This window comes from Snodgrassella sp. W8158 (genome assembly GCF_016100435.1).
GTDB lineage: Bacteria > Pseudomonadota > Gammaproteobacteria > Burkholderiales > Neisseriaceae > Snodgrassella > Snodgrassella alvi.
The window spans coordinates 682,517-709,494 of record NZ_JACFSM010000001.1 but is presented as its reverse complement, the minus strand read 5'-3'; the positions used below and the strand labels follow the sequence as shown (position 1 = coordinate 709,494).

Here is a 26,978-nt window from a genome sequence, read left to right as displayed (position 1 = left end):
GTTTATGTAATATTCGGCGATAAATCCAGAGTCAGGGTAGGCTGCCACGGAGCCGCACTGCGATGCGACACAAAAATCAGGGTGCAGGACTGGCTGAGTATAGTATCAATCAGTTGTTGTTCCGTACTTTCATCCAGTGCTGATGTGGCTTCATCCAGAATCAGTATCGGCGCATGCTTGATAAGAGCACGGGCAATGGCTACGCGCTGCTGTTCGCCGCCGGATAGGGCAGAGCCCTGCTGGCCGACATGTTGGTGAATGCCTTCATCCGTCCGGTCGATAACTGTTCCCAGCATACATTGTTTGGCAATAGCTTCGATTTCAGCGTCACTGGCATCAAAACGGCCGATGCGGATATTGTCTGCCAGAGTGCCGGTAAAAATAATCGGGTTCTGAGCGACATAAGCCATATTGTCTGTCAGTGTCTGATAAGACAGTTGAGGCAGCGGAATGCCGTCTAATTTGATTTCACCCATAGCCGGATCATCAAAGCGCAGGCATAGTTGCAGCAAGGTACTTTTGCCACTGCCGCTAACACCGGCAACGTGTAAGCGCGCACCTTCGGGGATATCCTGATTAATGGTTGTCGAGCCGGTGATACAGTTCAGATTATGCAGAGATAACTGTGCATGCTTCGGGGTGCGCGTTTCTTCTGTTTCAGGCAGTACCGGCGGATGGGTAAGTTGCTGAAAGTGGCGCAGTGAGCTGATTAAATCATTAATGCTCAGACCGGCAGTAGCCAGTGCACTTAATGGTGCGCCGGCGCGCCCCATCAGTAATAATACAGCCAGTATCAGGTATTCATCGTTCTGAGCGGATAAAATACAATAAACCGCCATACCTGCCATGGGCAGCACATTAGCTAAAGTAGCTATCAGCGTTGCACTGGCTGCACTGCAGTTAATTTTGCTTAGCAGGTTTTCCTGAGTGCTCCAGCGCTGCTGGATAGTATCCAGCGCATGAGCCGATCCTGCGGCTGTACGCAGCAGAGTAAGGTGTTCAACCAGTTCAATGGTTGCCGTGGTGCTGTCCAGTTCGGTCTGATGGCGTTGTGCATCAGTTTTATTTAAAGCATATTGTGCCCATACTTGTAATAGTAAGGACAGCAATATCATCGCCAGTGCAGCTAACATGATGCCTGTACCGGCAACAAAGGCCAGCCCGATACAGATAAACAGGGGCAGACAGGGCGCATGTAAAAACGTCTGCAACTGATGTGCCGGAATGCTCATGAAATTCGGAATTTCCTGTCCGGCAGTTTTACTGATAACCGCACGGCGCTGGTCATTAAACCAGGATAATTTAGCGCTGGACAGAGAACGCCCCAGTGCGGCAAATAAATCTCCGGCCAGACGTACGCCGGTAAGAAAGCCGTTACGGGTAACCAGTACTGTAATCACTATGGCAATAGCAGCACTAATCACTACCCACAGTGGCGACTGCTGATTTACTATAGCCAGAGCCAGTATGGTGTAAGCACATGCTTCCAGTACGGCAACCAGTATCCAGCCGATGCTGACAGCAATCAGGCGGGGTCTGGTGGCGGCCGGTATGGTTTCAAAAAGGGAGTGTTTGTTGCCGGCTGCTGTATTCATGCCTCGCTCCTTAATGCTTCCAGTACCAGTTTTGCATCGGCTTTATCGGCCAGAGCCGGCTGGTGAGTAACAATGATAATGGTTTTAGGCGCCGTATGAGCCAGTTCCTGCAAAGCCTGAAATATTTCCCGGGCATTCTGATCATCCAGCGCACTGGTAGGCTCATCCATTAAGATAATTTCTGCCTGAGTGAGAAAAGCCCGTGCAATGCAGATACGCTGTTTTTCTCCGCCGGACAGGGTACGGGCAGGTGTTGATAAATCCAGATTCAGATTGGCTCTGGCCAGAGCCTGCTGCATGACTTCATCGCTGGCATCAGGAGCAGTTAAGGCCAGATTGGCACGAATCGTATTGTCTAAAACATCATATCCTTGCGGAATAAACAGAATCAGCCGGTGGCGGGTGTCGTCATGTAATGCAGACAGATCGGTCTTACCCAGTTGAACAGTTCCGGATGTCAATGGTATGTATCCGGCTAATGCATTGAGTAAAGTGGTTTTACCTGCCCCGCTGGGGCCGGTAATAGCAGTAATGGCACCGGCGGGAAATGTGAAGCTGAGTTTGCGTAAAACCGGCTGTTCTTCCTGAGAAAAAATTGCATCATGCATAGATAATACTGCCGGCTCCGGCAGATGATTTATGGTTCCGGCCGGTAATAAGGGCTGATGTAAAAATTCGGTCAGACGTTTGGCAGCAGCGCGTCCGGCTCTGATGTAATCAATACCATGCCCGAGACGTAATGCTGGTGTCACAATGGCCAGACTGAATAACAGGGTGGCAGCCAGAGTAGTGGTGTCCTGTGTATAACTGACCCAGTAGCCAATGGCAAATGTTGCTACTGCCTGTAACATAGCAGTGGCTATGGCTGCCGGTGTGGCTGCCTTGGCTACCCAGTGCACCATATTGCGGGTAAATTTTTCAGTTGCTTCTGTATAGGCAGTTAATGCGCTGGAATGCTGCCCGTAAATACGATAAACCGGAATCCCGCGTACATATTCATCGGCCTTATTAATAATATCCAGCATTACCTGCATGCGTGCGGTACCGTCACGCCGGGTCATGCGCGGTATGATGATGAGATAATAAACCGAAGCAATCAGTCCGGGTAATAATACCCATATTGCCGATATGCCGATAAAATAAACAAGGATACCGATGGATAAAAGCGGAATAACCGTGAATACGGCAATCTCACCGGGTAAATGCGCCAGCATATGATGCAAACTGGCAACATCATCGGTTAGCAGCTGTTTAAGTGTCTGCTCATTCTGTTTAGCCAGTATATTGGACGGCAGGCGGATTAAATGCTGTGCCACTGTCCGGCGTAAAGCCGCCGCAAAGCGGCTTTCTGCCTGATGTGCCAGCCATGAGGACAAGGCCGTAAACAAAGCGGCCAGCAGCCAGCTGACCAGTGCATAATTCAGCCAGCGCCAGCTCATGTTATCGATAAATTTAATGATAAACCACAGCCCTGCCAGCATAGCGATACCGGCAATTACGGCGGCAAGTGTACCGCTTATCAGCCCGGGCAGGGCTACCCGCCACTGATGTGCCAGAGCGGGCGGTATGCTCTTGCCGGATAGATTTAAGTCAGTCATGTTTTATGTTCCCAAAGCTGTATGCAGCGTCCGGCTAATTATTTGCAGCCAATTCTAGGCTGAAACAGTTTTATTTTGTTTTTCAATGAGTTGCCACCAGTTGTTTAGTGAAGGCTGCTGACCCAGTACATCATAGCCAATATTGATGTCATACTGTTTCAGTTCAGCGGCAAACTGCATAATGCGTAAAGAATCCAGACCGTAGAGAATCAGGTTTTCTTCGGGGTTAATGGTTTCTTCCGGTATTTCCAGTAATGTCTGAACTTTTTGTGTCAGCCATGCACGAGTAAGACTATTTGTTGACGGCAACAATGCCTCTGTAGTGGTGACCTGCCCGCAACAGCCGGCAACATAATTCAGTGCTTGCTGGTGTTGCTCCGCTGAGAAGTCAGCCAATGCATCAGCTACAAAAAATACCTGAATATCCTGCATAAATGCTTCGGCAGCGGTAAGCATACAGCCGATATGCGCATAAACACCACCGATAATCAGCTGATCACGCTGCCAGTTATGCATGTGTGCCAGTAAATCTGAACGCTGAAAAGCGCTATAACGCCATTTGGTCAGTATGGTATCTTCCGGACGTGGTGTCAGAGCATCAACTATTTTCTGCTCTTCAACAGGTGCGGTAGTAATACCCGTACCCCACATATCATTCAGCAGCGCCCGTTGCTGAGGATGCTGCTGATGCGGCTGGGCGGTATACACCACGGGAATCTGTTGCTGAGCCGCCCGGCTGCGCAAACTTTGCAGATTCTTTATCATTGTCCGGATGAGTGTGCTGTCCTGCTGATAAAAATTCAGAAAATAATTCTGCATGTCATGAATTAATAATACAGAGCGCGCAGCATCAGCTTCCCAGTCGGTTTTATTTTGCGGGATTTGTGCCAGAACAGGCATCGGATAATCAGCGATTTGTTTGATAGTCATGCTGTCTCTCGTTTCTCATTCTGATAATTATTTCAGGCAGGATTTTGCTGAAAGGTTTCACGTAAGCGTTTTTTATCGGTTTTGCCGACGGCAGTAAGCGGCAGGCTATCAATAATGCATACCTGATCAGGCAGTTTGTAATGAGCAATACCCAGATTGAGCAGATGGCGTTTCAGGCTCAGAGCAGTTAAGTGCTGATTCTGTGACACAATAAATGCACAGCTCTTTTCACCAAAACGTTCATCCGTAATAGCCACCAGTGCGGCTTCGGTAACATCAGGATGGGTAATCATCAGTTTTTCAATTTCTTCAGCAGCAATTTTTTCGCCACCGCGGTTAATCTGATCTTTAACCCGTCCCACCACTTTCAAATATCCGTTGCTGTTACGCTGTACCAAATCACCTGAATAATAAAAACCTTCTGTATCGAAAGCCTGTGCATTGTGCTCAGGGCTCTGGTAGTAACCGCGAAAGGTATAGGGACCGCGTGTTTTCAGCATACCTGTTTCTCCGGCAGGCACTTCTTCACCGTTTTCATCCACCACTTTTACTTCATCATCCGGGCTGATAGGACGCCCCTGAGTGGTGACAATAAGCTCTTCGCTGTCATCCAGCCGCGTATAGTTCACCAGTCCTTCCGCCATCCCGAATACTTGCTGCAACTGACAGCCGAAAACATTTAATACCTGTCGTGCCACTGATTCCGGGAAACTGGCACCGCCTACCTGAATTAATTGTAGTGAGTGCAGCTTTTCCAGTTGCTCAGGTGCCTGCTGTAACCACATAGATACGGCACTGGGTACAAGTGAAGCCATGGTCACCTGATGCTGTTCAATCAGGCTGAAACAACTCAGCGGTTCAGGGCTTGCCGCCATTACCACACAACCGCCGGCATGAAATACACCCAGAGCGCCGGGTGAGCTCAGCATATAATTATGTGCTGCCGGCATGGCACAGAGTAATCGGGTATGCTGATTCAGAGCGCAGATTTCGGCGCTGGCACGCACGCTGTAATCATAATCATTGTGCGTACGCGGAATGAGTTTCGGCGTACCGGTACTGCCGCCGGAAAGCTGGAAAAAAGCCACTTCATCTGCCGGCGTAGCAGCATAATGGCTGATATCAGAATGCGTAGTGGTATACCAGTCTGGCAGGCTTTCATCATCAGCAAAGGCATTGAGCATTAGAGTTAAAGCCGGCGCCAGCTGTAAAGCAGTCAGTTCAGTCAGAAAATCATTTCCGCTGAATACTTCATGATGGCGTGAAGCCACCAGCAGCCGGGGTTTAATCTGGCTGAAAAAACTCTTTAATTCATGCTGACGATGATTAAACAGTGCATTCAAAGGCACAATACCGGCTTTCAGCAGAGCAAAAAAGACAATATAAAATTCGGCAATATTAGGTAGTTGCACCAGTGCAGTATCACCTATGCCAAAGCCCTGTGCGCTCAGTCGGGCTGCCAGATTATCGGAAAGCTGATTTAACTGCGCATAACTGAAATGCCGTTCACCACAGATAATGGCAGTTGACTGCGGAAACTGTCTGGCAGTTTGTGTCAGAACGCGGCTTAACGGCTGATCCAGCCAGTAACCTTTCTGGCGGTATTTCCGGGCTAAATCTTCAGGCCAGTGTGTATAGCTAATCATCTTATCAGCCTTTTTTCTATCTGTTGAACCAGCTGAATCAGACAAAAAATATTGATTAATCAAAACAAATTGAATCATCCAACATTTTTCTGATGGTCTGTTCAGGGTTGCTAATTACGGTTTGCTGTAGTGATAAGTTTTAGTTAAATGAAACTAGTAATCATTTTCATTTAACTGTATCATCGTCAAAAATCGTAAATTTGTCAACAGAGTAAAGAAATAATGTGTGAACTTACTCCAATGCAGTCTGCATGCTGGTTTGGGCGTGTGCATGACGCCATGCTCGGTGGTGTAGCTGCGCATCTGTATACCGAATTCAATGGCACTCAGCTGGATTCAGACAAACTCAGACAGGCAATTGAATGTCTGTACCGGCGGCATGAACTGTTACGTTTGCAACTGAATGCCGAAGGTGAAGTAAGAATCAGAGATACGCTGCCGCAAAATGTATTGGAAATAGATAATTTTTTACATTTATCCGAGGCGCAGCAGCAACAGAAACTTGAAGACAAGCGCAGGCAATGGACACATCAGCAACTCAGTCTGGATGAAGGACAGACAGTGCGTTTTTCTGTCAGCCTTCTGGGTAATCAGGTTTTCCGCCTGCATATAGATGCCGATATGATTGCCGTTGATCCTTCCAGCTTCCGGATTCTGATGGAGGATCTGGCTCAGTTTTACGCAGACAGTACCGTCTGTCTGCCTTCACCGCCATCTTTTTATGACTGGCGCAACAGGATTCAGCAGGATCTGTACCAACGCCAGCAGCAACAGCGTGCCCGCCAGTGGTGGCTGTCACGCATGGATACTATCGCACCTGCGCCTGCTTTACCTTTAAAGCAACCAACCCCGGCCGGCGCACAGAGCACACGCTTAAGTGCAATTATCGGTGCAGAGCAGGCATTGCTGTTACGCCGGTTTGCCCGTCAGCAGCGGTTAACCTTTTCTGCTCTGATACTGGGGTTGTTTGCCTATACATTGGGCAAGGTCACCCATGATCGTGCTTACCGGCTTAATGTGCCGTTTTTCTGGCGGGAACCGCTTTTGCCTCATATTGACCGAACCATTGGTGATTTTGCTGATCTGGTGCTGTTAAATGTTGATATGACTGAAACGCCTGATCTGGAAACTTTTTGCCGGCGTCTGGCGACTGAATGGCGGCAATGTCTGGATCACCGGCAATTCAGTGGTGTCAATGTAATGCGGCGTTTGTCGCGTTATCATGCTACGCCGCAAATCGCACCGGTAGTATTTACTGCCGCAGTCGATTTACCTGAAAAAAATCTGTTCTCATCCAGGGTACATAAATATTTTGGCAGTATGGACTGGTGTATTTCACAGGGGCCGCAGGTGGCACTGGATGCACAGTTTGTGCAGCTAAATAATGATTTACTCATTAACTGGGATATTCGTCTGGATGCATTAGCCGATACATGGGTAAACGGACTGTTTGAACGTTTTCTGACTCTGCTGAATACATTGATTACGAAGCCGGAATATTTTTCACGCCCGTTAACTGAATTGAATCAGTACCTGAATATTACGGAACCTGATGAAAAAGCCACCCCTTTAAACTCTCTGCAAAAATCCTATTTGTCCGGCCGAAGTACTGCTTTTGCGCTTGGCGGTGTGGCGATGCAGGAATTTCGCGAATATGCCGGAACCCTGGATTTACCCGCATTCAGGCAGCGTCTGGCTGATATGGTACAGCATCATGCCAGCTTAAGAACCTGTATTGATGTCAGGCGTTGTGTACAGTGGGTAAATCCGCAGGTAATTATTAATTTAACTGAAATCAATCTGTGTGGAGAAGAGTCGGCAGCAGCTACCGAAAAAATTGACAGTTTTCGCCGGCGTTATCAGCAGGAAATATTTGATTTACAGGAATCGCCGTGGGATATCACACTTTTTCAGTTATCCGCACAACAGTTTATTGTCTTTGCGCGCTTTGATGCGCTGATTCTCGACGGACGCTCTATTGCAGCGCTGATGTGTGAGTTATTCACGGATACGGAGCTGAAAGAGGCGCCACTGCTGTCTGAAAACAGGCAGCAACCGGATAGTCAGACTTATAACACAGCACTTGCCTACTGGCAGGCACAGTTGCAGTCTGTTACGAGCATTCCGCAATTACCCTGGAAACAACCTTTAGCGACACTGGAAACCTCACCCTATCAGCGACAAAGTGCCGTATTGCCTGCACAGATATTCGATAAATTATGTCAGTCAGGTTTACGACAGGGACTCTTTAAAAATTCCTTATTGATGGCGTTGATTCTGGCGGTATTAAATCGCTGGCAGCAGACACCCGGCCTGCTGTCGGCAGCGGTACCGGTTTTGCCGCTGTATGAGGGTGAATTCTCCAATCAATCCACTTTTGTTGTGGTCTGCTGGTCATCTGCAACCGGATTTATCGAACAGGCGGCTAAGTTACAAAAGGATATGCTGGACGGTTTGCAGCATCTGGCCTTTTCCGGTGTGGACTTGGCAAGATTACTATTTGAGCAGCATGGCGAAGCACCGGTTTTACCAATCGTTATTACTAATGGATTATCGTGGCCGGTATTACTGGCGGGTAGCGCAGTTCATTATGTTAACGGGCTAACTCAGACACCACAGGTAGCGATAGATATTCGCTTCATGCTCAGTGATGACGGTGCATTGCTGTTTAATATTGATTTTGCACAGGCTGCCATTGATGCAGCCATCATTCACGATTTTCTCGCAGTTCTGGTCAGCGTCTGTCAGCAACTGGCTGATCAGGGTCTGGAAAATATTGATTCTGTATTAAATCAGACATTATCCAGTATCACAATCAATCCGAATGGGCAGTGTGCTGATGCAGTTATCCGCCAAAGAGAACAATTAGAACATATTTACCGCGATACGCTGAATATCGAACAAACAATAGTTATTGAACATACCCGGCCATTCAGCCAGCTCGGATTACGCCCTGCGCATGTAAAAGAAATTACCAGCCGGATAAATCACAGTTTCAGACTGACTCTGAATCCGCGCCAGTTAATCGGCTGCCGCAATATGAAGGAAGTAGAACAACTGATCCGGGCAGAAATGGATTCAGTATAAAAGCATTACATGTTGTAAATATTTAAATATTTAACTTTTTGTACATAGGGACGGAATAAACATGGATATAAAGCAAACGGATTTGGCAGGTATTGGGATTGGTCCTTTTAATCTGGGGCTGGCGGCATTATTATCTGGTCATTCAGAAGTCAATGCTGTATTTCTGGATAAAACGCCTACTTTTCACTGGCATGCCGGCTTATTATTGCCTGGTACCACATTGCAGGTACCTTTTCTGGCTGATCTGGTTACCATGGCTGATCCGTGTCATCCCTTAAGTTATCTTAATTACCTGTGTCAGCAGGGGCGTCTGTATCAGTTTTATTACTATGACCGTTTTCTGATTCCGCGTCAGGAATATGATGATTATTGCCGCTGGGCAGTACGCCAGTTGCCATCCTGTCATTTCGATGCCTGTGTCAAGACAGTAAGTTATGATTATCGTCAGGAAAGATTTATTCTCGAAAGTGAATCTGCAGCCGGAGACAGACAGATTTTTTCCAGTAAAGATATTGCTGTCGGTGTGGGTACCCAACCTTACCATCCTGAGTGGCTGAAAAACACCAGCCACCCGCTGATACAGCATTCAGCGCAATTTACCTATATGCAGAAACAATTGCAGGAATGTAAACAGGTTACCGTGGTCGGGGCAGGGCAAAGTGCTGCTGAATGTGTGCTGGCCCTTTATCGCGCATTACAGCCGGAACAAATCCGGGCAGGCGCGTCAATCCGCTGGATTACCCGTTCTGCCGGTTTTCATCCGATGGAGTTTTCCAAACTGGGGCAGGAGTGCTTTACTCCGGTATATATGCATTATTTCCAGACACTGACACCGCAGAAACGGCGTGAAGTCAGTGCCGGTCAGGGGCAGCTTTATAAAGGGATCAGCTTTGCCACCATTGGCGATATTTATGATTTATTGTACGAACGAACCATTGCCGGTGCACCGGCAGGGCTGACACTGTTTTCTAATTGTGACGTGCAGTCGGTAGAAATACTGCCTTCCGGCGTAATTAATATGACCTGTCTGCATACCCAGCTTAATCAGCAACAAACCATTCAGACAGATGCAATTATGGCAGCCACCGGCTACCATCATCAGTGGCCGCAATGGTTTGAAGAGCTGAAAGGCAGTGTTCTGCAAACTGATGAGCGCAATGACTATCTGGTTAATGAAGACTTTACCGCTGTACGCTGTGATAGCGGTAAAGGGCGGATTTTTATTCAGAATGCCGAAATCGCCAAGCAGGGGGTTGGTTCCCCTGATCTGGGTATGGGCGCAACCAGAAATGGTGTGATTATTAATCAGCTTCTGGGCAGGCAATATTACCGGGTACCGGAATACTCGGCCTTTCAGCAATATGGGTTACCGCAATAAACTGCTGCTTATAAAAAATCGCCCGAAAGGGCGATTTTTTAACAGGCCGGAAATTTTTTAAAAATCATACGAACCGGATAAAAGGAAAGTTCTCGGTGCACCTAAAGACAGATTGGACAGGCGCGGCATGCCCCAATATGCTTTGTTGGTTACGTTCTTCACTTCTGCGCGCAACGTAAACGGATGGCCGGATACTTTGGCATTGTAGCGGGCACCAATATCAAATACAGTATGGCCGGGTACCGATAAACTGTTTTCCTGATTCAGATATTGTTTGGATACAGCCGTAGCATTGGCAGAAAGAGTAACAATGCCGGCTGCGGCTTTAATATCCCACTCCGCACCCAGCTTACCCTGTACTTTAGCCACACCCGTAGCGATATTTCCTTCATTGGCATGATTTGCCAGTTTAGTCAGCTCCGGTTTAATGTAGCTGGCACCGCCTATCAGACGTACTGTCTCAATCGGCGAGGCTATAAACGTCCATTCAATACCGCGGTTGCGCTGCTGACCGCCGGATGTAAACTCATTGGTTCTCAGATCAGTATAACTATTGGGTTTTTTAATTTCAAATATGCTTAAAGAATTAACCAGATTGCCGTAATCCCATTTTACTCCCAGCTCAGTCTGCTTGGTTTTATACGGAGCAAACACCTTGGGATAATTAGCTGCTGTAATGGGGGCTGAATTACCCTTGGTCAAACCCTCAATATAATTGCCGTAAAGTGATACATGATCTGTGGCTTTAAACAGAATAGCCACGCCCGGAGTCAATGCGTGTTTTTTGTATTCAGTTAAAACAGGTTTACCCATCAGGCTCAGATTATCACTTTTGACTTCCTGATAGCGCAGACCTAAAGTCAGCTGCAGTTTATCATCCATGAACGACATAATATCGGCCATCCCATAGCTTCTGAGCTGCAGTGAGCTTCTGGAAATTGGCGGAACATCAAAGGGTACAGACTTACCCCATGTCGGATCATACATATTGGTTATCCATGTAGCCCATGGAATACTTCTGACACCAAAATCATGCTGATTATGCTTGTAGTAAGTAGTATTAACTACCCATTGATGATTTACCGGACCAGTATCAAACTGACCTTTAAAGCCCACATCTGCTGATTTCTTGTCCAGATCAAATGCCAGCTGCGCCATTATGGTCTGAATGGTGCCTTTGTTATCCAGTAAATTGGCTGAAGTAGCACCATTGTATTTATAATTGGTTTTACTGCGCCCGAAAGCCGCATAAGCAGTAATATTGTTTGTAATATCAAATTCACCGCGCATCATGGCTCCGCGGTCTTTATTGCTGACATATGACCAGTCGGGGTTAATCAGTGTTTTCGGATTCGGCGGAGTGGGTACCTTTACATTTTTACCCAGATTAATACCGCGAACTACTCCGTCCACTTTGTCATTGGCCATATAGATATCGGCAGAAACCCGTGCACGGTTGCCGCGCCAGTCCAACCCGACTGAACCGAGCTGGGTTTTCAAGTCCTGTTTTCTTACAGGGCCGGAGCCATCCTGATAAACCCCGTTAACCCGGATCCCGAACTGTTTGTTCTGTCCGAACCGGCGGCTGGCATCAATGGTGCCGCCCCATTGTGAATCAGACATATAGGTAGGCGTTATCCGCAGCAATGGTTCATTACCTGCGCGCTTGGATACCAGATTAACCGTGCCGGCAACAGAACCGGCAGGCGGCATACCGTTTAACAGTGCGGATGGTCCTTTCAATACCTCAATGCGTGAAAACATTGCCGGCGGTGTGCGGTAATAGGGGGCAATACCAAATAAACCGTTCATCGACATATCGTTGGTGTCAGACTGAAAGCCGCGGATATAGTAATTTTCACTCCAGCCGCCGATAGCACCATTGGTAAATACTGAAGGGTCGGTAGCGGCAATGACATCAGTGACATTTCTTGCCTGAGAATCCTCAACGAATTTATTGGTATAGCTAACGGTATTAAATGGCGTTTCCATCGCAGTTTTATTGCCAAGAAAACCAAGACGGCTGTCTTTAGCCACAAAACCGCCGGAGTAAGTTGTTTTTCCGCCTGCTTCCACCACCACATCAGCCAGAACAGCTTCACCAGTGGATTGAGTATTCTCGGTAGCTGTTTTTTTCACTGCAGGTTTGGCTTTATCATCAGCCGGTTTCGCATATATAACCGGAGTGTAAAGCAGCATGGCGCTGGCAATACTCAATATCAGCGCTTTGGGTGAGGAAGTGAACGGATGCAGAAAATTTTTGCTTCGGTGTCTGACCGCAGGCAAAGCCTCTTGCCTGCGGTGATGTGCGTGTTTACCCATAGATTTCTCCTTGTTAACTAAACTCACGCAATACATTTAACGGATGGATTTATTGGTAGGGTCTGGTTTTCTTATTTATACAGCTTATTATTCTGCTGTAATTAAAACAAAGTTATTGATAGCCTTTCATCACATCCTGCATAAGCAGTCGCATCGAAGTAGGGCTGGCTCCGGTGGTATACCATGCATCGGCATCCACAAAGACTACCCGGTTGTTTTTCCATGCTTTGGTAGCGCGTAATAACGGATTAGTTACCTGTGCAGCGCTAATCACCGGCTGATGCTCCATAACTGAGGTACGGTCAATAATGTACAGAATGTCCGGATCAGCCCGTTTAATAAATTCACTGGAAATCGGCTGTCCGTGCAGGCTGGTGCTGAGATCATTACTGGCCGGTTTGACACCCAGATCACTGAAAACGAAGCCATAGCGTGAATCCACCCCATAATTACTGAAAGAGCCATTGTTATAGAGTACTACCAGCGCTTTTTCCGGCCGGTCTTTAGTCACGGCACGAACTTTACTGACTTCCGTATCCAGCTCCGCAACCTTGGTGCGGGCTAAATCTTCACGGTTAAAAATTTTACCCAGAGTCAGCAGATGATTTTTAATGGTATCCAGATGCCCGTGTTCGCTGTTATTGAAGTTGATTTCATAATAGAGCGTAGGTGCAATCTGCGTCAGTTCCTGATAATGGTCTTTCTGAATCGGAGTCATTAAAATCAAATCAGGTTTCAGAGTATGGATACGTTCCATATTCGGCTGCACAATGCCACCTAAATCGGCAATATCATCATGATTCTGTTTGTATTTATCCAGAAAATGCGGAATAAAATCCTTGGGCATTCCGGCAACAGGCACATTTAACTGATCCAGAAAGTCCACTTCATTCATATCCATTGCGGCTACATGCTGCGGAATGTGATCAATTGTAGTCGTACCAAGCTGATGCTTGATAATAAGCGGCTCACTACGCTTCTGTACCGCAGACGAAGACGCAGAAACCGGCTTTTTATCACAGCCGGATATGGTCACCATTGTTGCTACTGCAATCAGACCCAGCAGACTGACAGCACATTTTTTGAGTTTCCCGTTCATATTTTACCTTTCGACTTTTGAAAATACTGACAGACATAACCATGTTTATTGTGACTAATTTCAAAATCCAGCTCATACAGTTCACTCAGGCGTTCTTCAGTAATGACTTCCTGAGCAGGACCGCTGAAACTTAACTGTCCCTGTTTTAATGCGACAATATAATCTGAATAATTTGCAGTAAAATTAATATCATGCACCACCATAATGACAGTTTTCCGCTGCTCTTCACTCAGACGCCGGATTGCTGCCATAATTTGTACTGCATGATTCATATCCAGATTGTTTAAAGGTTCATCCAGCAGCAAAATCTTGGTTTCCTGAGCAATAGTCATCGCCAGAAAAGCCATTTGCCGCAGCCCGCCGCTTAATTCATCTATATACGCATCACGCAGGGCACTGAGCCCCAGAAAATCGATTGCCTCGTCCATAACCTGATGGTCTCTGGCAGAGAGTACCCCGTGCCCGTAGGGAAAACGGCCAAAAGACACCAGCTCCTTAACCGTCAGCCGCAAACCGAAATAAGGAGATTGCCGTAGCGTCGCGACCAGACGGGCATAATCAGCAATGCGGAAGCCGGCAATATCCTGCTTATCAAACAGAATATTGCCTTTAGTCGGCGAAAGCAGTCGTGCCAGAATCATCAGCAGAGTGGATTTCCCTGCACCATTGGGCCCGATCAGCGCAATCACCTGCTGCATCGGCAGCTCCAGATTAATATTGTTCAGCACCGGCCGATGACCATATACTTTGGAAATATTCTGAATAGAAATCATGCCATTCCTCGATGACGGACAATAAGCAGCAGAAAATACACCCCGCAAATCAGATTAATTAAAATACTGACTGTCGTTTTATAATTAAACACATGCTCCACCAGAATCTGAGCAATCAGAAACACCGCAATAGCTACCGCACTGGCAAATAACAGAATCCGTTTGTGCTGATAATGGCCGGCGAAGGCATAAGCCATATTGGCAATAAATACCCCCATAAAGGCAGTCGGACCAACCAGACTGGTCGAAACAGCGACCAGTACAGCAATCAGACCGAATCCCCAGCGCACATAACGGGCATAATCGACACCAAGCGAAACAGACTGTTCCTCTCCCAGAGCCATCACATCCAGAGTAGTCAGATACGGATATCCCACCAGTCCTACAGCCAGCATGGCGACAAAAGCATATAAAAGCGTCTGCGTTTCGGAATTATTAAAAGATGCATAATTAATTCCTTGAAAAACAGAAAATTCGCCCGGGCTGATTTTGAGCACAATAAACTGCGTTAATGTGGTGATAACCATGGTCAGCACCATACCGAATAAAAGCAATAACCACAGACTGTGGCGTGCACGCGGCAGCAGATAATGATGAATAAGCCACGAATAAAACAGCATTAATCCGACTGAAGCAAAAAAATTTCCGTTCAGACCCAGCAGCCCCAGACTGCTTTGTCCCAGAAAGAACAGCAGCAAGACCTGCCAGAACAGATATACAGCCTCATAACCCATAATTGCCGGAGTCAGAATCCTGTTAGTTACCAGCGTCTGAAACACTACAGACGAAACCGCAATACAAATACCTGCCAGCAAAATAGTAGCCAGACGCAGTAATCGCTTGGGCAGCACATATTCAAAATCAAGACCGGAATCAAACAGCATAAAAAATACCGCCAGTCCGGCAATACCGGCGCAAAGCAGCCAGAATTTGCGATTCATCATCGTAGCCCCCGTAAAATCAGCAGCAAAAAGACAATGCCGCCAACCGCACCGGCAGTAAGGCCAATAGGTATTTCAAAGGGGTAGATCAGCAAACGGCCGGTAATATCACATCCCAGCAGCAGGCATGCCCCGCCCAGCGCAACAACGGGTAAAGTTCTGGCTAAATGTTCACCATATTTAATTGCCACCAGATTCGGAATCACCAGACCAATAAAAGGAATAGAACCAACCGTAATCACCGTAGCCGCAACAGTAACTGATACCAGCATCAATCCAATAGCTACAGTCGTTTTATAGCTTACGCCAAGACTGGCAGCCATCTGCTGCCCCATACCCACTACAGTAAACCGGTTGGCAAATACATAACTCAGAATAATTACCGGCACAAGCACATACAGCAATTCATAATGCCCCTGCACCACACGGGAGAAATCACCCAGCAGCCAGCCCTGAACATTTTGTAAAAGATTATTTTTATAGGCATAAAACTCAGCCGCAGCACTTAAAACACAGCCATACATCAGCCCGATTACCGGAATCAGCACAATCTGCTGAAAGCGGATTCTGGCAATAATCCAGATGTAAATCAGTCCGGCAACAAAGCAGAACAGCAGAGCTGCCAGCATCTTACTCAGCACACCGGCAGAGGGAAGCAGTACCAGCGAAACCAGAATGCCGAGTTTGGCTGCATCCAGCCCGCCGGCTGTTTCCGGCTCCACAAATTTATTACGGACAATATGTTGCAGAATCACACCACCGATAGAAAGCCCCATACCTGTCAGCACAATCGCAATCAGACGGGGAAAGCGGCTGGCTTTGACAGTTAACCAGTCAGCATCAGAACCGGACAGCAGACCTGTCCATGAAACCGGATCAGTGCCTACCAGCAAAGACACAATACATAAAACAATAAATACACTGATCAGAATACGGTACATCAGTGATATATCCTGCTACAGCAATGACTGATTACAGCCGTTGTCACAAAGTCATCACCATATAAAACCGTAAGCCGGTAAGTTAAATTTTGCTCCGGCATCAGCTGATACAGACTCAGCATTGATTCTCCTCAGGAAGTGCTTTTTATGTCGATCCGCTGCTTATGCTGCTGTTTTACGGCATAAATCAAAACATTAAATAAAATTAGAAACAATTAAAGTTGATGAAAATGAAAATCAATTGTATTATCATTTTAAATGTATTGTAAAGTATTATTAATAAAAATAAAAATTTTGACTCTGATAAGCAGAGCAGACAGATAGCACAAATCTCTTCCGATGTTAATTTAAGTTAACTGGTTAAATAATTATTACCAGAATGAGTGAAGACAGTCATGAATAACTGATACGGCAAGAGAGGATTAATAATATGTTAACATTAAATACAGATTCTGCTCCTTCTATCGCAAATGAGCACGAAGAATTTATCTGGATGCAGCAATTGCAGGAACCGGAGCAGGTGAAATATCAACTAGCGGTGTGGCAGGTAAACCCATATCCGGATTTAACCATACTGCATAAAAGCATTGTGCATTTACTGGAAATCCATACAGACTTAAATGTTCGCTATCAATTTACCGATGACGGAGATTTATATAAATATCCCGATGCTGATTTCTCAGCTTGTATCCAAACAGAGCAAATACAGGAAAAACAGCTTATTACCCTTCTGGCGCAACTAATGCAGCAATCATGGCAGCCGGAAACAACACCCCCCTTTCTGGTTACAGTAATCAGCACAGAAAACAAAGTTTTTCTGGCTTTGCGTTTACATCCGATACTGGCTCAGCAATTTACTCTGGATGATTTAATTCAGGAAATTCAAGCCACTTACACCAGCAATACCGGAGCACCGCATCAGCTCGAATTATTGCCTTTAGATTTAACTGTACTGAATATACCGGCAACACCGGCTCAGCCTGCAAATACAGAATCGCTGCCAGACATCATACTGGCAGAATTCAGAAATACACTGGCAGAGCCCGATATGACTGCTGACGATGATTTTTTTGATTTTGGCGGACATTCACTACTGGCAACACGGGTGATAGGTAATTTACAAAAAAATCATGGTATTAAATTGAATTTTAATGATTTTTTTAAATCGCCTACAGCAGGCGCACTGGCAAAAATTGCCCGTCAGCAGCAGCCGGCAGTATCTTCAGCCGAAGTACAGCCGGATCAGAGTGCGCCATTAACACTGGCACAGGATTTTCTATGGCAGGCATACAGTGCCTTTGATTTCAGCCCTATTTACAATTTACCGTTTGCCATCGAATTTCAGCAGCCAGTCAATGAAGAAATCCTGCATCAGGCATTTAATGATTTAATCATACGCCATATCGGCTTGCGTACCCTGTTTAAAACCGATAAACAGCAAACCAGACAATATACAGTTCCCGTAGCCGAACTTAACCAGTATAAATGGTTCTGGGCGGTTAGCGACAGCCATGGAGTAACATTGTCCGGTGAAGCAGCATATAAATTTGATCTGACTCGTGAACTGCCTCTCAGAATCCGGCTGTTAACAGCAGATAACGGCAACACAGTTTTATCGTTTCTGGTACATCACATGGTAATAGATGAATGGTCTTTAAATACCATCATGACTGATCTGAGCCATGCATATGCCGCACGGCTGCAAGGACAGGCACCGGTATGGACAAATACGGTACCCGCTATTCATGAATTTGCACGCAGACAGCAGCAAAACGGTATTAATCGTCAGCATCTTGACTACTGGCGCAGCCGCTTACAAGGAGCAAAAAAAGGCTTAACCCTGAACACAGACACCATCACCTTGCCGGAAAATACTGCTCCGCAGGTGAAATGGCTGGAAATCAGATTTGATTCTGCTTTTCATCAGCATATTTCCGCATTTGCCAAACTTCATCATGCTTCAATATTCAGCGTGTTTTATACCGCTATTGCCACCATACTGCAAAAAGAGGGTAATTTAGACGAAATCGTCATCGGCACCTCAGCATCCGGCCGTACTGATCCCAATTATTTTGATACCGTTGGCTACTTCACAACCATGGTTGCCCATCGTACCCGTTTTACCCCACAGCAATCCTTTACCGCATTGCTGGCAGACACCAGTGAACAAATCAACGAATCCATGGATTATGCTGATATTCCGATTAACTATATTCAGCAGGCTTTAGGTATTCCTGATAACGAAGGATTAATGTTTGATGTTTATATTCACATTCATTCAAACAATGCCTTAAATGGTCAGCTAAACACAGCAAGAGGTGCCATACCTTACCGGCAGATATTACCGGAGCGCAATGAATCCATGTTCGGGCTGCACTTTGAAATTATGGAAAATCAGATTAACAATCAGTACAGCCTGAGCATGATTATTACCTATCAGGCACATCGTTATCCGACTGTACTGGTCGAGAGAATAGCCACAGAAGTGCAACAGCTGTTAAATGATCTGGCTAAACAGGCATCGGTATAAAGATTCAGATAAACAAAGTACTTAAAATTTTAAGTACTTTGTTTAATGATTTCCGGCAGATATTATTCAGGCATTCTCCTGCTTATCTCATTCACCACATCCTGTATTGTTTTACAGCGTAGCAAAACAGCCGTATCCAGCCGGATATCAAACTGTTGTGTAAGCTTGTCTGAGAGCATAATTAACTGTTTCAGACGCATACCAGTATTCAGAATTTCAGTTTGTGCAGAAATATTCACAGCATTTTCTGCTGTCTGGGGCAGGCATTCACGAAAAATAGCCAGAATATCATCAGTTACAGCCTGTTCTTGTGTCGCTGTCACTTTGGCCTGTGGCAGCGTAGCCTGATACAGGCGTTCCTGTGCCATCTGCTGTATCAGCTTACGGTCTACTTTAACATTACGGGTTAGCGGAATTTCTTCAATCATCAGCCATCTGGTCGGAATATGTGATTTCGGTAAATCAGCCATCAAGCATGTTTTCAAAGCATTAATATCCGCATCGGGCTGATTAGCCGGCAACGTATACACCGCCACCAGTTCATGCATTTGTGTTACCGGGTGAGTACAGCACACCACCAGACTGTCCTGAAAATAGCCGGATTTAGCCAGCGCAGCCTCAACCTCGGCCGCAGAAATCCTCACACCTTTTATTTTCAGATAACCTTCAGTACGTCCCGCAAAAATAATATTGCCATCATCTCGCATATACCCCAAATCACTCATGCGAAAAGCAATTTTTTCTTCATCACATCCCAGAGACACAAAATCCCCGGTTTGCAACTGACCATTGAGCAAATAACCGTTAGACAGATTCACGCCCGACATATACATTCGTCCCACCTCACCAATAGCACATGGCTGTAACTGCTCATCCAGAATATAATATCGGTTATGTGCCAGTGCTTTACCATAAGGAATCACATCAATATCTTCAGCAGTTATTTCATGCCATATACTCCAGATAGTTGTTTCCGTCGGACCGCCTAACGAAAACAAACGCGCCTGTGGCAGTTGCCGGCGCAAAAACTGAATCAGACCCGGCTTAATATAATCACCACCTTGTGCAATCAGGCGCAAAGACTGCAATTGTTCTTTACTGGCAACGCTGCACAGCATATCCACAATAGCCGGAACACTTACCCAGATACTAATATTATAAGCTGTCAGTAACTCAGCCCATGACATTGCATCCTTGGCCTGGGCAGCAGTAGGAATAACCAGAGAAGCACCAAGAGCCATTGCCCCAAAAACATCAAAAACCGACATATCATGATGAAAGGGCGTTACAGCCATCAATACATCATCCTGATCAGCCTGCCACCGGTTGATGGTTTGTCCGAGTACATTGGCAGTAGCCAGATTATTCAGTACCACACATTTCGGCGTTCCCGTACTGCCGGAAGTATATAAATAATAGGCTGCTTCAGTATTCAGCTGATAGCAGCATTTCGAATGATTGAAACCTTGTGCAGTCAGAGCATCATCAATAAGTACATATTGCCGGCCGGTTACCGGCGTTTTGCTAATCACCAGATCCGTCAGACTATTAGACAGTAAATAATCTCGTCTGGCTTCTGGTGCATCCATATCAACCGGTAACCAGATAATACCCATCAGAGCACAGGCCAGAACCGCATAAACATGCTCAGCACTTTTAGGCAGACAAACTGCCACTACCGCACCGGCACGTAATTTTTTTTGTTGCAGTGCAGCCATTACTTGAGCCACATTTTTACCCAGCTGAGCGTAACTGATTGCTTCACCAGCATAGAACAGAGCAGTTTTATCTAGCGGATAATCAAACAGATTATGCCGGATAGAATCAAGAAAGCAGAATGCATCTGCTATTATCTCATCGTATTTCCCGCGATACTGAAAACTATCCCGATTAGATTCAAAGTTATCCTGTTGCCGTAATTCAGAGCTGTCAGATTGCATATAAACTTTCTCCCGTTTATTGTTGTCGGCTGCTACTCAAATGAGTAATCACAAAAAAAGAATTTCAAATAAATTACCGCACCGCAAAACATTTTATACAGAGTTAATCTTTTTTAAAAGATAATAATAATTATTTTCATTTATAAGAAAAATTATAATTTCAATTGTTTATCCAGATTATCGATAGTAACTTTCGGGCAAATAATCATTCATCAAACTCAGTAGCACAACGATTGAACCGCGCACAGCCGGTAATGTTTATATAAAAAGCAATGCCATACAAAAAATGGTACCGGCAGGCAAACATTCATCGATTAAATTAAATCATAATAAGAAAGATTTATTAATTAAATTGAATGACAAAATCTGGTTCAGGTATAATGATTTATCGTATTTTTCATAATAGGAAAATCGAAAAACATACCTAAAGTTATATAAAGAGTTATGAGAAGAAATATAAATATGTTTATCATAAAGCAAAGGATAATAAACATATAATTTATATAATGATATTGTTAAGAAAAAATTTCAATATGAAAAAATTTATTTTAAAAATTTCACTAATAATTTTATTATCTGTTAGTACTAATTATGCATATAGTTTTAATAATAGTTATTATAGGTTAATAGAAGACAGATTAACAGAACAGACAACTGAAAAAGAACATATAGAAGAAGTTTTCAGTAATTCAAATTTAATAATGAGTGAAGAAGAAAAAATCTATTTTTTAGGATGTGATTTCGAACATTCAGAAGAAAATAAACAAGAGATCAATAATCGATTAAATAAAAGTGATTTTTTTAGGAACTATAAAAATGAATTAAAAAAATATCATTTGACAGCAAATAACTTTAGTAAACTTTATTATAGAAATAATAATGACTCATTAGAAAATAATAGTGATTCATCAGACCTATGTAACGAATACAGTAATATTAATATTATACTGCTTGATAATAATGAATTGATGATACCTTATAAAAATCAATTGGTTTTCTTGCATCGTTTATCTAATGAGGATGAAAAAAAACTCAATGATTTTTATAACAATGAGAAATGCCTAGACATGCAAGAGAAAGAAGGAATGGTATTTATTAATGTTTGCTATTATCAAAACATGTCAATTTTAGATGTATATAATGCAATGAGTACAGATCCAGCATATATTTTTAGGGAGAAAATTGGAATAGGTGAAAATCGATCGGTAACTTATGAAGATAAGGCAGTTGATGTTGAGTATAAATGGAAAGGAAAGAATAAGTTAGAAATAATACAGCATTTTGAAGGCGGAGAGGCGTCTTACATTTTTAAACACAAAAAAAATGGGACAAAATTGACAACTATTGATTGTCCTGATTAATAAATAGATCATATCCGAGTCGTAACTATCTCCTGAAATAGTACAGTATAAAAGTAGAAAATTCTCTATGATATTTTTAAGAAAAATTTCAATATAAAAAAATTATCAATATATTGAGTTTTATTAAGTTTAAAAATCAGAAACGGGAACTTAGGTTAAAAGACTTGGCTGTCGTAAAATGTATACAAATGTATATTTTTAATAAATGACTGGACAATTATACAGAGATAGAGCTATGTGATTAAATACATAGTACGATGTTTTAGCCAAATTTCAATTGATGCTAACTATTATCCACATCGCTCATATTTTCAATACCATGCTATAAAGAAAGTTGAGAAAATTAACGCATGAAATACTTAATTTATCCAATTATTATCTGTTTTATCGTATTTGGGAATGTTAGCAATGCAATTGCAAATATTTCTAATGAAATTGCAAATACTAAAGAAATCGAACTCAAGCATTATAAAAAAATAAATTTACCTTATTCCTCTGCTGAATTAGAAAAATACTATTATTGGGGAGAAAATGGATTGCAATTGTCTCCTGATATGCCGTTTCCCCTCAGGTTCACTAACAAGGAGTTTTCATATAAACCTAAATTATTTGATTATCTCGCTAAAACGACATTCTATTTTCCTCTTTGTTATTTTTATTATAAAAATATTTTATATAAAGGCGTTATACAGATGGCGATAAGTGATAATGATGAAAAAATTTTTACTTTTCAAGTATATAGTTATAATGATCAAGGGGGGGTTATTGATGCAATATTACTTTATAAAGTTCAGAGAGGTGAAATATCATACTGGAATGACTTTATAATAAACCCAAATGGAAAAATTTTGATAACACAATATCAGCAAGTAAACCTTTTTGAAGATGATGAAGAGCCAAAAGATAATCAAATCGAGACCAAAATTGTAGAATTTCAAATGACGCCTTCTGGTATTTTTAACTCAGTAGAGAAGTAGATCATGAAAAAAACAATATATATAGCTGTAATAATAAATTTGTTTATTTATAATAGCTACGCAGAGCAATTTAATGTGGCAGAAAATTATAAAGGTAAATCTGATATTCAGTCATTAGATCTAATTCAACTAGAAAAAGATTGCACTGAACAAATTGATTTTTGGCAAATGACCAATTCTGAACGTGAAAAGATAAGAAAAAATTGTCCAATTAATCAAATTGCTTTCTACTTTCAGAATTTATATGAAACCATTAACAATAAAAAAAATATTTATAATTCTGAGAAGTTAAATCTTATTATTGAAAAAAACATTTCTACCAAAATAATTAATAATACTAAATACCCCGTAAAAGCGCTCAATTTATCCATGTTTAATAAAACAAAATTTATGGATAAAATTAATTTAGCCAAGAGTTATTATGATGTGGATGGTTATTATTGGTTAATCAATCAATATTATTACATTAGTGATGACGGAGATATTTATACATCATTATTAAAAGATATAGATGTTGATGTGAAGCCTGTATTCTGGAAACATTATCAAATAGACAAAAAAAATTTTCATTTTAATCTTATAGATCTGCTGATCGATGATGGATATAAATATGAAATTATTTATCCAGATCATTTCAGAATTCTTGAGGGCTCATTAAAAGAAACACCTTATGAAATTGATAAAGTAAAAACATGCTATCAAAAAGAATATACGACAGGATGTAGTATTGATTCGTATCGGTTTTACCATAATATTTTATCTGAAAAAATTGAGATGTTGAAAGAAAAAGATACAAATAATAAAGAATCAATAGAAATAATCGATAAGCAAATTAATAAAAAGTGTTTATCAATATCAGAACCAAATGATCATTTTGAAGCAGAAAAATTTACTTACAACATAACAAAATGTTTAACCAGGCAATTAAAGAAAAAAATTAAAAAAATCGATCAAAGATTAGAGGTTTTATGATCTGAATTTTATGCATACTCAAAAGTTAATTATTAACTACAATAATTGAATAAAAAATCATTACTGGTTTTCGTACCCAAAAATAATAGAAAATATATGATGAATTTTTACAATTTAGTCATTTAATTATTGCAATTAATAAAAAATACAGAACAGGGACTATTCTTACTATTTGCGAAGGGTTAATAATTTAAATAAATAAATTATTTATATCTATTCCTATCCATGATAATTCCTCTGGATCTACATATCTATTCTGAGGATCAGAACATCATTGCGGTAGTAACCACTTATCAGCGTAATAATATAAGACAGATATAATCTGTTTTTGTATTTCTTTTAATGCTTTTTTATTTTTACAATCGTTAATTTTATAAATATCCGATCACTACAATTCAATAAAACATAATTTATACATGACTCATAAATCATTAACCCATCCTCAGAGATATCAGCATCGAACTTATTTACAGTCACTGATGGGTTTTTATGTTTGAATAAATACATTATTATCTTTTATCAAGTATTCGTTACCATTAAAATTGGCAATGATTTATAAATTCTCTTTAAGTCTAAATATTTTGTATTTATTAGATTTTCCGTTTAATGCAGAAGAGGCAATAGTATTAATTGCCATAAACCAGAAAAAATGCGTTAGTGACAATACTGCTAACTTCGTTTTCATTAATTAACGGGACAATTTCATTTTTTGGTGTCGTCATATAAGGATTTAGGTATTAAATAGTATTTTGTATTAGATACACTAACTTGCTACCAGCATCAGAAATAACCCTCATGCCTATTTATCGTAATCTGTACAGAAACCGATTTGCAGTATAAATATTTTTTAGCATAATTTAGTCACACCTAAAAATATCAGGCTTTAGTATAGTTCCGGGCAGTGAACAGAAACGATATTTGCCAGACATTAAATCGTTCATATACCTATGCGCTAAGTACAGAAAAACTGTAGCATTAGCTAGTGGAGATTAACGCCGTCAGATATGTTCAATAATTTTTTTAATGTATCGTAATCGTTGATCTTGAGGTTTTGAGGAGAAACGTTATCCAGCACTTTTGGTTTTTTTGGTTTTTGATTTTTTTCTGGGTTAATGTAAGCATAAACTTTTTTACCATCTGTAAAAAAGTAAAAGTAATCTATCTCTGCAAGGGGACCGTTGGTATCACAATCATGTATAATATCGACGATTGATCCTAGAAAAATCGGAATATCTTGAAATTTATCGGTATCGAGTTGTCGCTCGTTAATAAAAATCTGCTTCTCTTTGATTTTAATATAATCTGTTGTAGTAAGTCGGGAATAATCATGAGGGGCTATTTTTTCAAGTCTGAGAGGATCTTCTTTAAGACTGTATTGTTGCTGATTGTCAAAGAAGACTGAAAATAAAGGCCGGTGTAGTTCTCTTGGATTTTTAACATTCGATAGATCAATTGATTTATCTTTGTATAAACTATCTCCGTAGCACGGATCAGGAGGAGCTGTTTCATGGCGTATAAAATCATAAAGATCACCATTGTCAGCATAAACTTTATTATGATATACATATAAATCTTTGTACGCATTCAGGTAGGTCGCTTTGACTGGTGTAAAAGAATCTCCTATTCTAAGCCATATCAGCCCATCCTTTGTATCCATAGAATCACCTGACTGACTAGGATGCATTTCTGCTTTAGTAAATCCATCATATTTATTTTGCAGATTGAATTTTTCGGTAATATCTTTGTATCTTAAACCTGGATCAAATTTAGTCAGATAAAATGTATCATCATCATATAAGTAATGCTCTCTCTCATCATAAGATGACTGAAAAAAATGTGTTTGTGAGGGTGTGAGATGCGGAATTTTTTCTAATTTATCCCTTCGATTATCAAAGATATACACAGCATTATCATCTTTTAATAATACTTCATCACGAAAGTTGGTAATGATTTCCCAATTTCCTTGATGCGAAATTTTTTCTAGTTTATTATCCCTACTATAGTATACATACACATAATTATCATTTTCTAACAAATATTTATAGCCACCAAAGTCGAAAATGATTTCCATATTTCCTTTGAGCTCAGGTATTTTTTGTTTATAAGTTTCTTCCCATACTGCATAATAAGACGCATAATACCAATTGTCAGAAACCAGGAAAAAATGGTTAGCGACTGCTTTGCTAACCTCGTTTTCACTAAATAATGGCGTAAATTTATTTTCTTCGGCGTACTTTAAGGATTTAGGTATAAAATAATAATTTCCACTGGATAATATAAGTATATTTTTATTATCATCAGAAATAACTCGCATGCCTTTATCTGTAATATCCTTCAGGCGTACTTTTGATTGGGATACATAACTAATCTCGTTGCGATCCTTAACTGTTTCTTGCAGATATATACCGTCTTCTTCAACCAATAAATTGTAATGAGAAGAGTTTGTATCTGTATAACAATAACTTGCTTTTGCAAAGTCAATGAATACCAGATAGAAAATGAGTAGTATAATCTGCTGAATAAGATGTTTCATTGTCAATAATTTTTAAAATTATTAATATTAAATTAAATCATAACAAAATAAGATAAGAATATAAAGGACTGTTTTTATCTTAGCTTTAAAATATACAAAATTGCTTTATGTTCTACCGATAATTTGCTTTTATTCAAGATAGATAGCTTTATAGTTAAACTATAGTTCTAAATGTTCTGCGCAGGGCGGAAAACTGATTTCCGGTATAATTATTTATTGATTTAACAAAACTTAGTCGTTTCTTAAAATATCAGGCTTTGGTGCAGTTCCGGCCAATGAACAGAAACGATATTTGCTATATATTAAATCGTTCATATCATGTTTGTCGAGATATAGAAAAACTGTGTCATCAGCC

17 protein-coding genes are annotated in these 26,978 nt (G+C 41.9%); 6 read left to right on the top strand and 11 right to left on the bottom strand.

Annotation, left to right across the window (positions count from 1 at the left end; translation table 11 throughout):
* Positions 1–2: 2 nt before the first annotated feature.
* Genes H3V11_RS03080 through H3V11_RS03065 form a run of 4 tightly spaced genes read right to left on the bottom strand, consistent with a single transcriptional unit; the run spans position 3 to position 5,769 of the window.
* Positions 3–1,595 (bottom strand): ABC transporter ATP-binding protein, encoded by a 1,593-nt coding sequence (locus H3V11_RS03080; RefSeq protein WP_198223576.1) that lies wholly within the window; start codon positions 1,593–1,595, stop codon positions 3–5.
* Positions 1,592–3,193, bottom strand: coding sequence for an ABC transporter ATP-binding protein (locus tag H3V11_RS03075; RefSeq protein WP_198223575.1), 1,602 nt, complete (start codon positions 3,191–3,193; stop codon positions 1,592–1,594). Before H3V11_RS03075 ends, H3V11_RS03080 begins: the two co-directional genes overlap by 4 nt.
* A gap of 54 nt (positions 3,194–3,247) precedes the next feature.
* A complete protein-coding gene (locus H3V11_RS03070) occupies positions 3,248–4,123 on the bottom strand; it encodes an isochorismatase family protein (RefSeq protein WP_198223574.1) in 876 nt (291 codons plus the stop codon).
* Positions 4,124–4,155: 32 nt separating this feature from the next.
* Complete coding sequence (locus tag H3V11_RS03065) at positions 4,156–5,769, bottom strand: (2,3-dihydroxybenzoyl)adenylate synthase (protein ID WP_198223573.1); 1,614 nt, start codon at positions 5,767–5,769, stop codon at positions 4,156–4,158.
* Between the two features lie 222 nt (positions 5,770–5,991).
* On the opposite strand from H3V11_RS03065, the gene H3V11_RS03060 reads away from it, so the two are divergent.
* Both H3V11_RS03060 and basC read left to right on the top strand, forming a co-directional pair.
* Positions 5,992–8,856, top strand: coding sequence for a condensation domain-containing protein (locus H3V11_RS03060; RefSeq protein ID WP_198223572.1), 2,865 nt, complete (start codon positions 5,992–5,994; stop codon positions 8,854–8,856).
* A gap of 61 nt (positions 8,857–8,917) precedes the next feature.
* Positions 8,918–10,234: a putative histamine N-monooxygenase gene (basC, locus tag H3V11_RS03055; RefSeq protein ID WP_198223571.1), complete on the top strand. Its 1,317-nt coding sequence runs from the start codon at positions 8,918–8,920 to the stop codon at positions 10,232–10,234.
* 57 nt (positions 10,235–10,291) lie between these two features.
* On the opposite strand, the gene H3V11_RS03050 is transcribed toward basC, so the two are convergent.
* The 5 genes from H3V11_RS03050 to H3V11_RS03030 all read right to left on the bottom strand — a co-directional run bounded on the left by H3V11_RS03050 (position 10,292) and on the right by H3V11_RS03030 (position 16,310).
* Positions 10,292–12,556, bottom strand: a complete 2,265-nt coding sequence (locus H3V11_RS03050; protein ID WP_198223570.1) for a TonB-dependent siderophore receptor — start codon at positions 12,554–12,556, stop codon at positions 10,292–10,294.
* 112 nt (positions 12,557–12,668) lie between these two features.
* A complete protein-coding gene (locus H3V11_RS03045) occupies positions 12,669–13,655 on the bottom strand; it encodes a siderophore ABC transporter substrate-binding protein (protein WP_110414650.1) in 987 nt (328 codons plus the stop codon).
* Positions 13,652–14,428, bottom strand: coding sequence for an ABC transporter ATP-binding protein (locus H3V11_RS03040; RefSeq protein ID WP_198223569.1), 777 nt, complete (start codon positions 14,426–14,428; stop codon positions 13,652–13,654). Before H3V11_RS03040 ends, H3V11_RS03045 begins: the two co-directional genes overlap by 4 nt.
* Entirely contained in the window at positions 14,425–15,372 is a 948-nt protein-coding gene (locus H3V11_RS03035) for an iron chelate uptake ABC transporter family permease subunit (protein WP_198223568.1), read from the bottom strand. The genes H3V11_RS03040 and H3V11_RS03035 overlap by 4 nt, the downstream gene beginning before the upstream one ends.
* Positions 15,369–16,310, bottom strand: coding sequence for an ABC transporter permease (locus H3V11_RS03030; protein WP_198207205.1), 942 nt, complete (start codon positions 16,308–16,310; stop codon positions 15,369–15,371). The genes H3V11_RS03035 and H3V11_RS03030 overlap by 4 nt, the downstream gene beginning before the upstream one ends.
* Before the next feature lie 430 nt (positions 16,311–16,740).
* On the opposite strand from H3V11_RS03030, the gene H3V11_RS03025 reads away from it, so the two are divergent.
* Positions 16,741–18,840: a condensation domain-containing protein gene (locus tag H3V11_RS03025; RefSeq protein WP_198223567.1), complete on the top strand. Its 2,100-nt coding sequence runs from the start codon at positions 16,741–16,743 to the stop codon at positions 18,838–18,840.
* A 62-nt stretch (positions 18,841–18,902) separates the two neighbouring features.
* Here the strand turns inward: H3V11_RS03025 and H3V11_RS03020 are convergent, their stop codons facing one another.
* Positions 18,903–20,780, bottom strand: a complete 1,878-nt coding sequence (locus H3V11_RS03020) for an AMP-binding protein (protein ID WP_198223566.1) — start codon at positions 20,778–20,780, stop codon at positions 18,903–18,905.
* Positions 20,781–21,313: 533 nt separating this feature from the next.
* Between H3V11_RS03020 and H3V11_RS03015 the strand changes: the two genes are divergently transcribed.
* The 3 genes from H3V11_RS03015 to H3V11_RS03005 all read left to right on the top strand — a co-directional run bounded on the left by H3V11_RS03015 (position 21,314) and on the right by H3V11_RS03005 (position 24,090).
* Entirely contained in the window at positions 21,314–22,141 is an 828-nt protein-coding gene (locus tag H3V11_RS03015; protein WP_143557974.1) for a hypothetical protein, read from the top strand.
* 350 nt (positions 22,142–22,491) lie between these two features.
* A complete protein-coding gene (locus H3V11_RS03010; RefSeq protein ID WP_084550672.1) occupies positions 22,492–23,118 on the top strand; it encodes a hypothetical protein in 627 nt (208 codons plus the stop codon).
* 3 nt (positions 23,119–23,121) lie between these two features.
* Positions 23,122–24,090, top strand: a complete 969-nt coding sequence (locus tag H3V11_RS03005; RefSeq protein WP_198223565.1) for a hypothetical protein — start codon at positions 23,122–23,124, stop codon at positions 24,088–24,090.
* 979 nt (positions 24,091–25,069) lie between these two features.
* On the opposite strand, the gene H3V11_RS03000 is transcribed toward H3V11_RS03005, so the two are convergent.
* Positions 25,070–26,623 carry a hypothetical protein gene (locus tag H3V11_RS03000; RefSeq protein ID WP_078474962.1) on the bottom strand — a complete coding sequence of 518 codons (1,554 nt, stop codon included), beginning with the start codon at positions 26,621–26,623 and terminating at the stop codon, positions 25,070–25,072.
* Between the last annotated feature and the right edge of the window lie 355 nt (positions 26,624–26,978).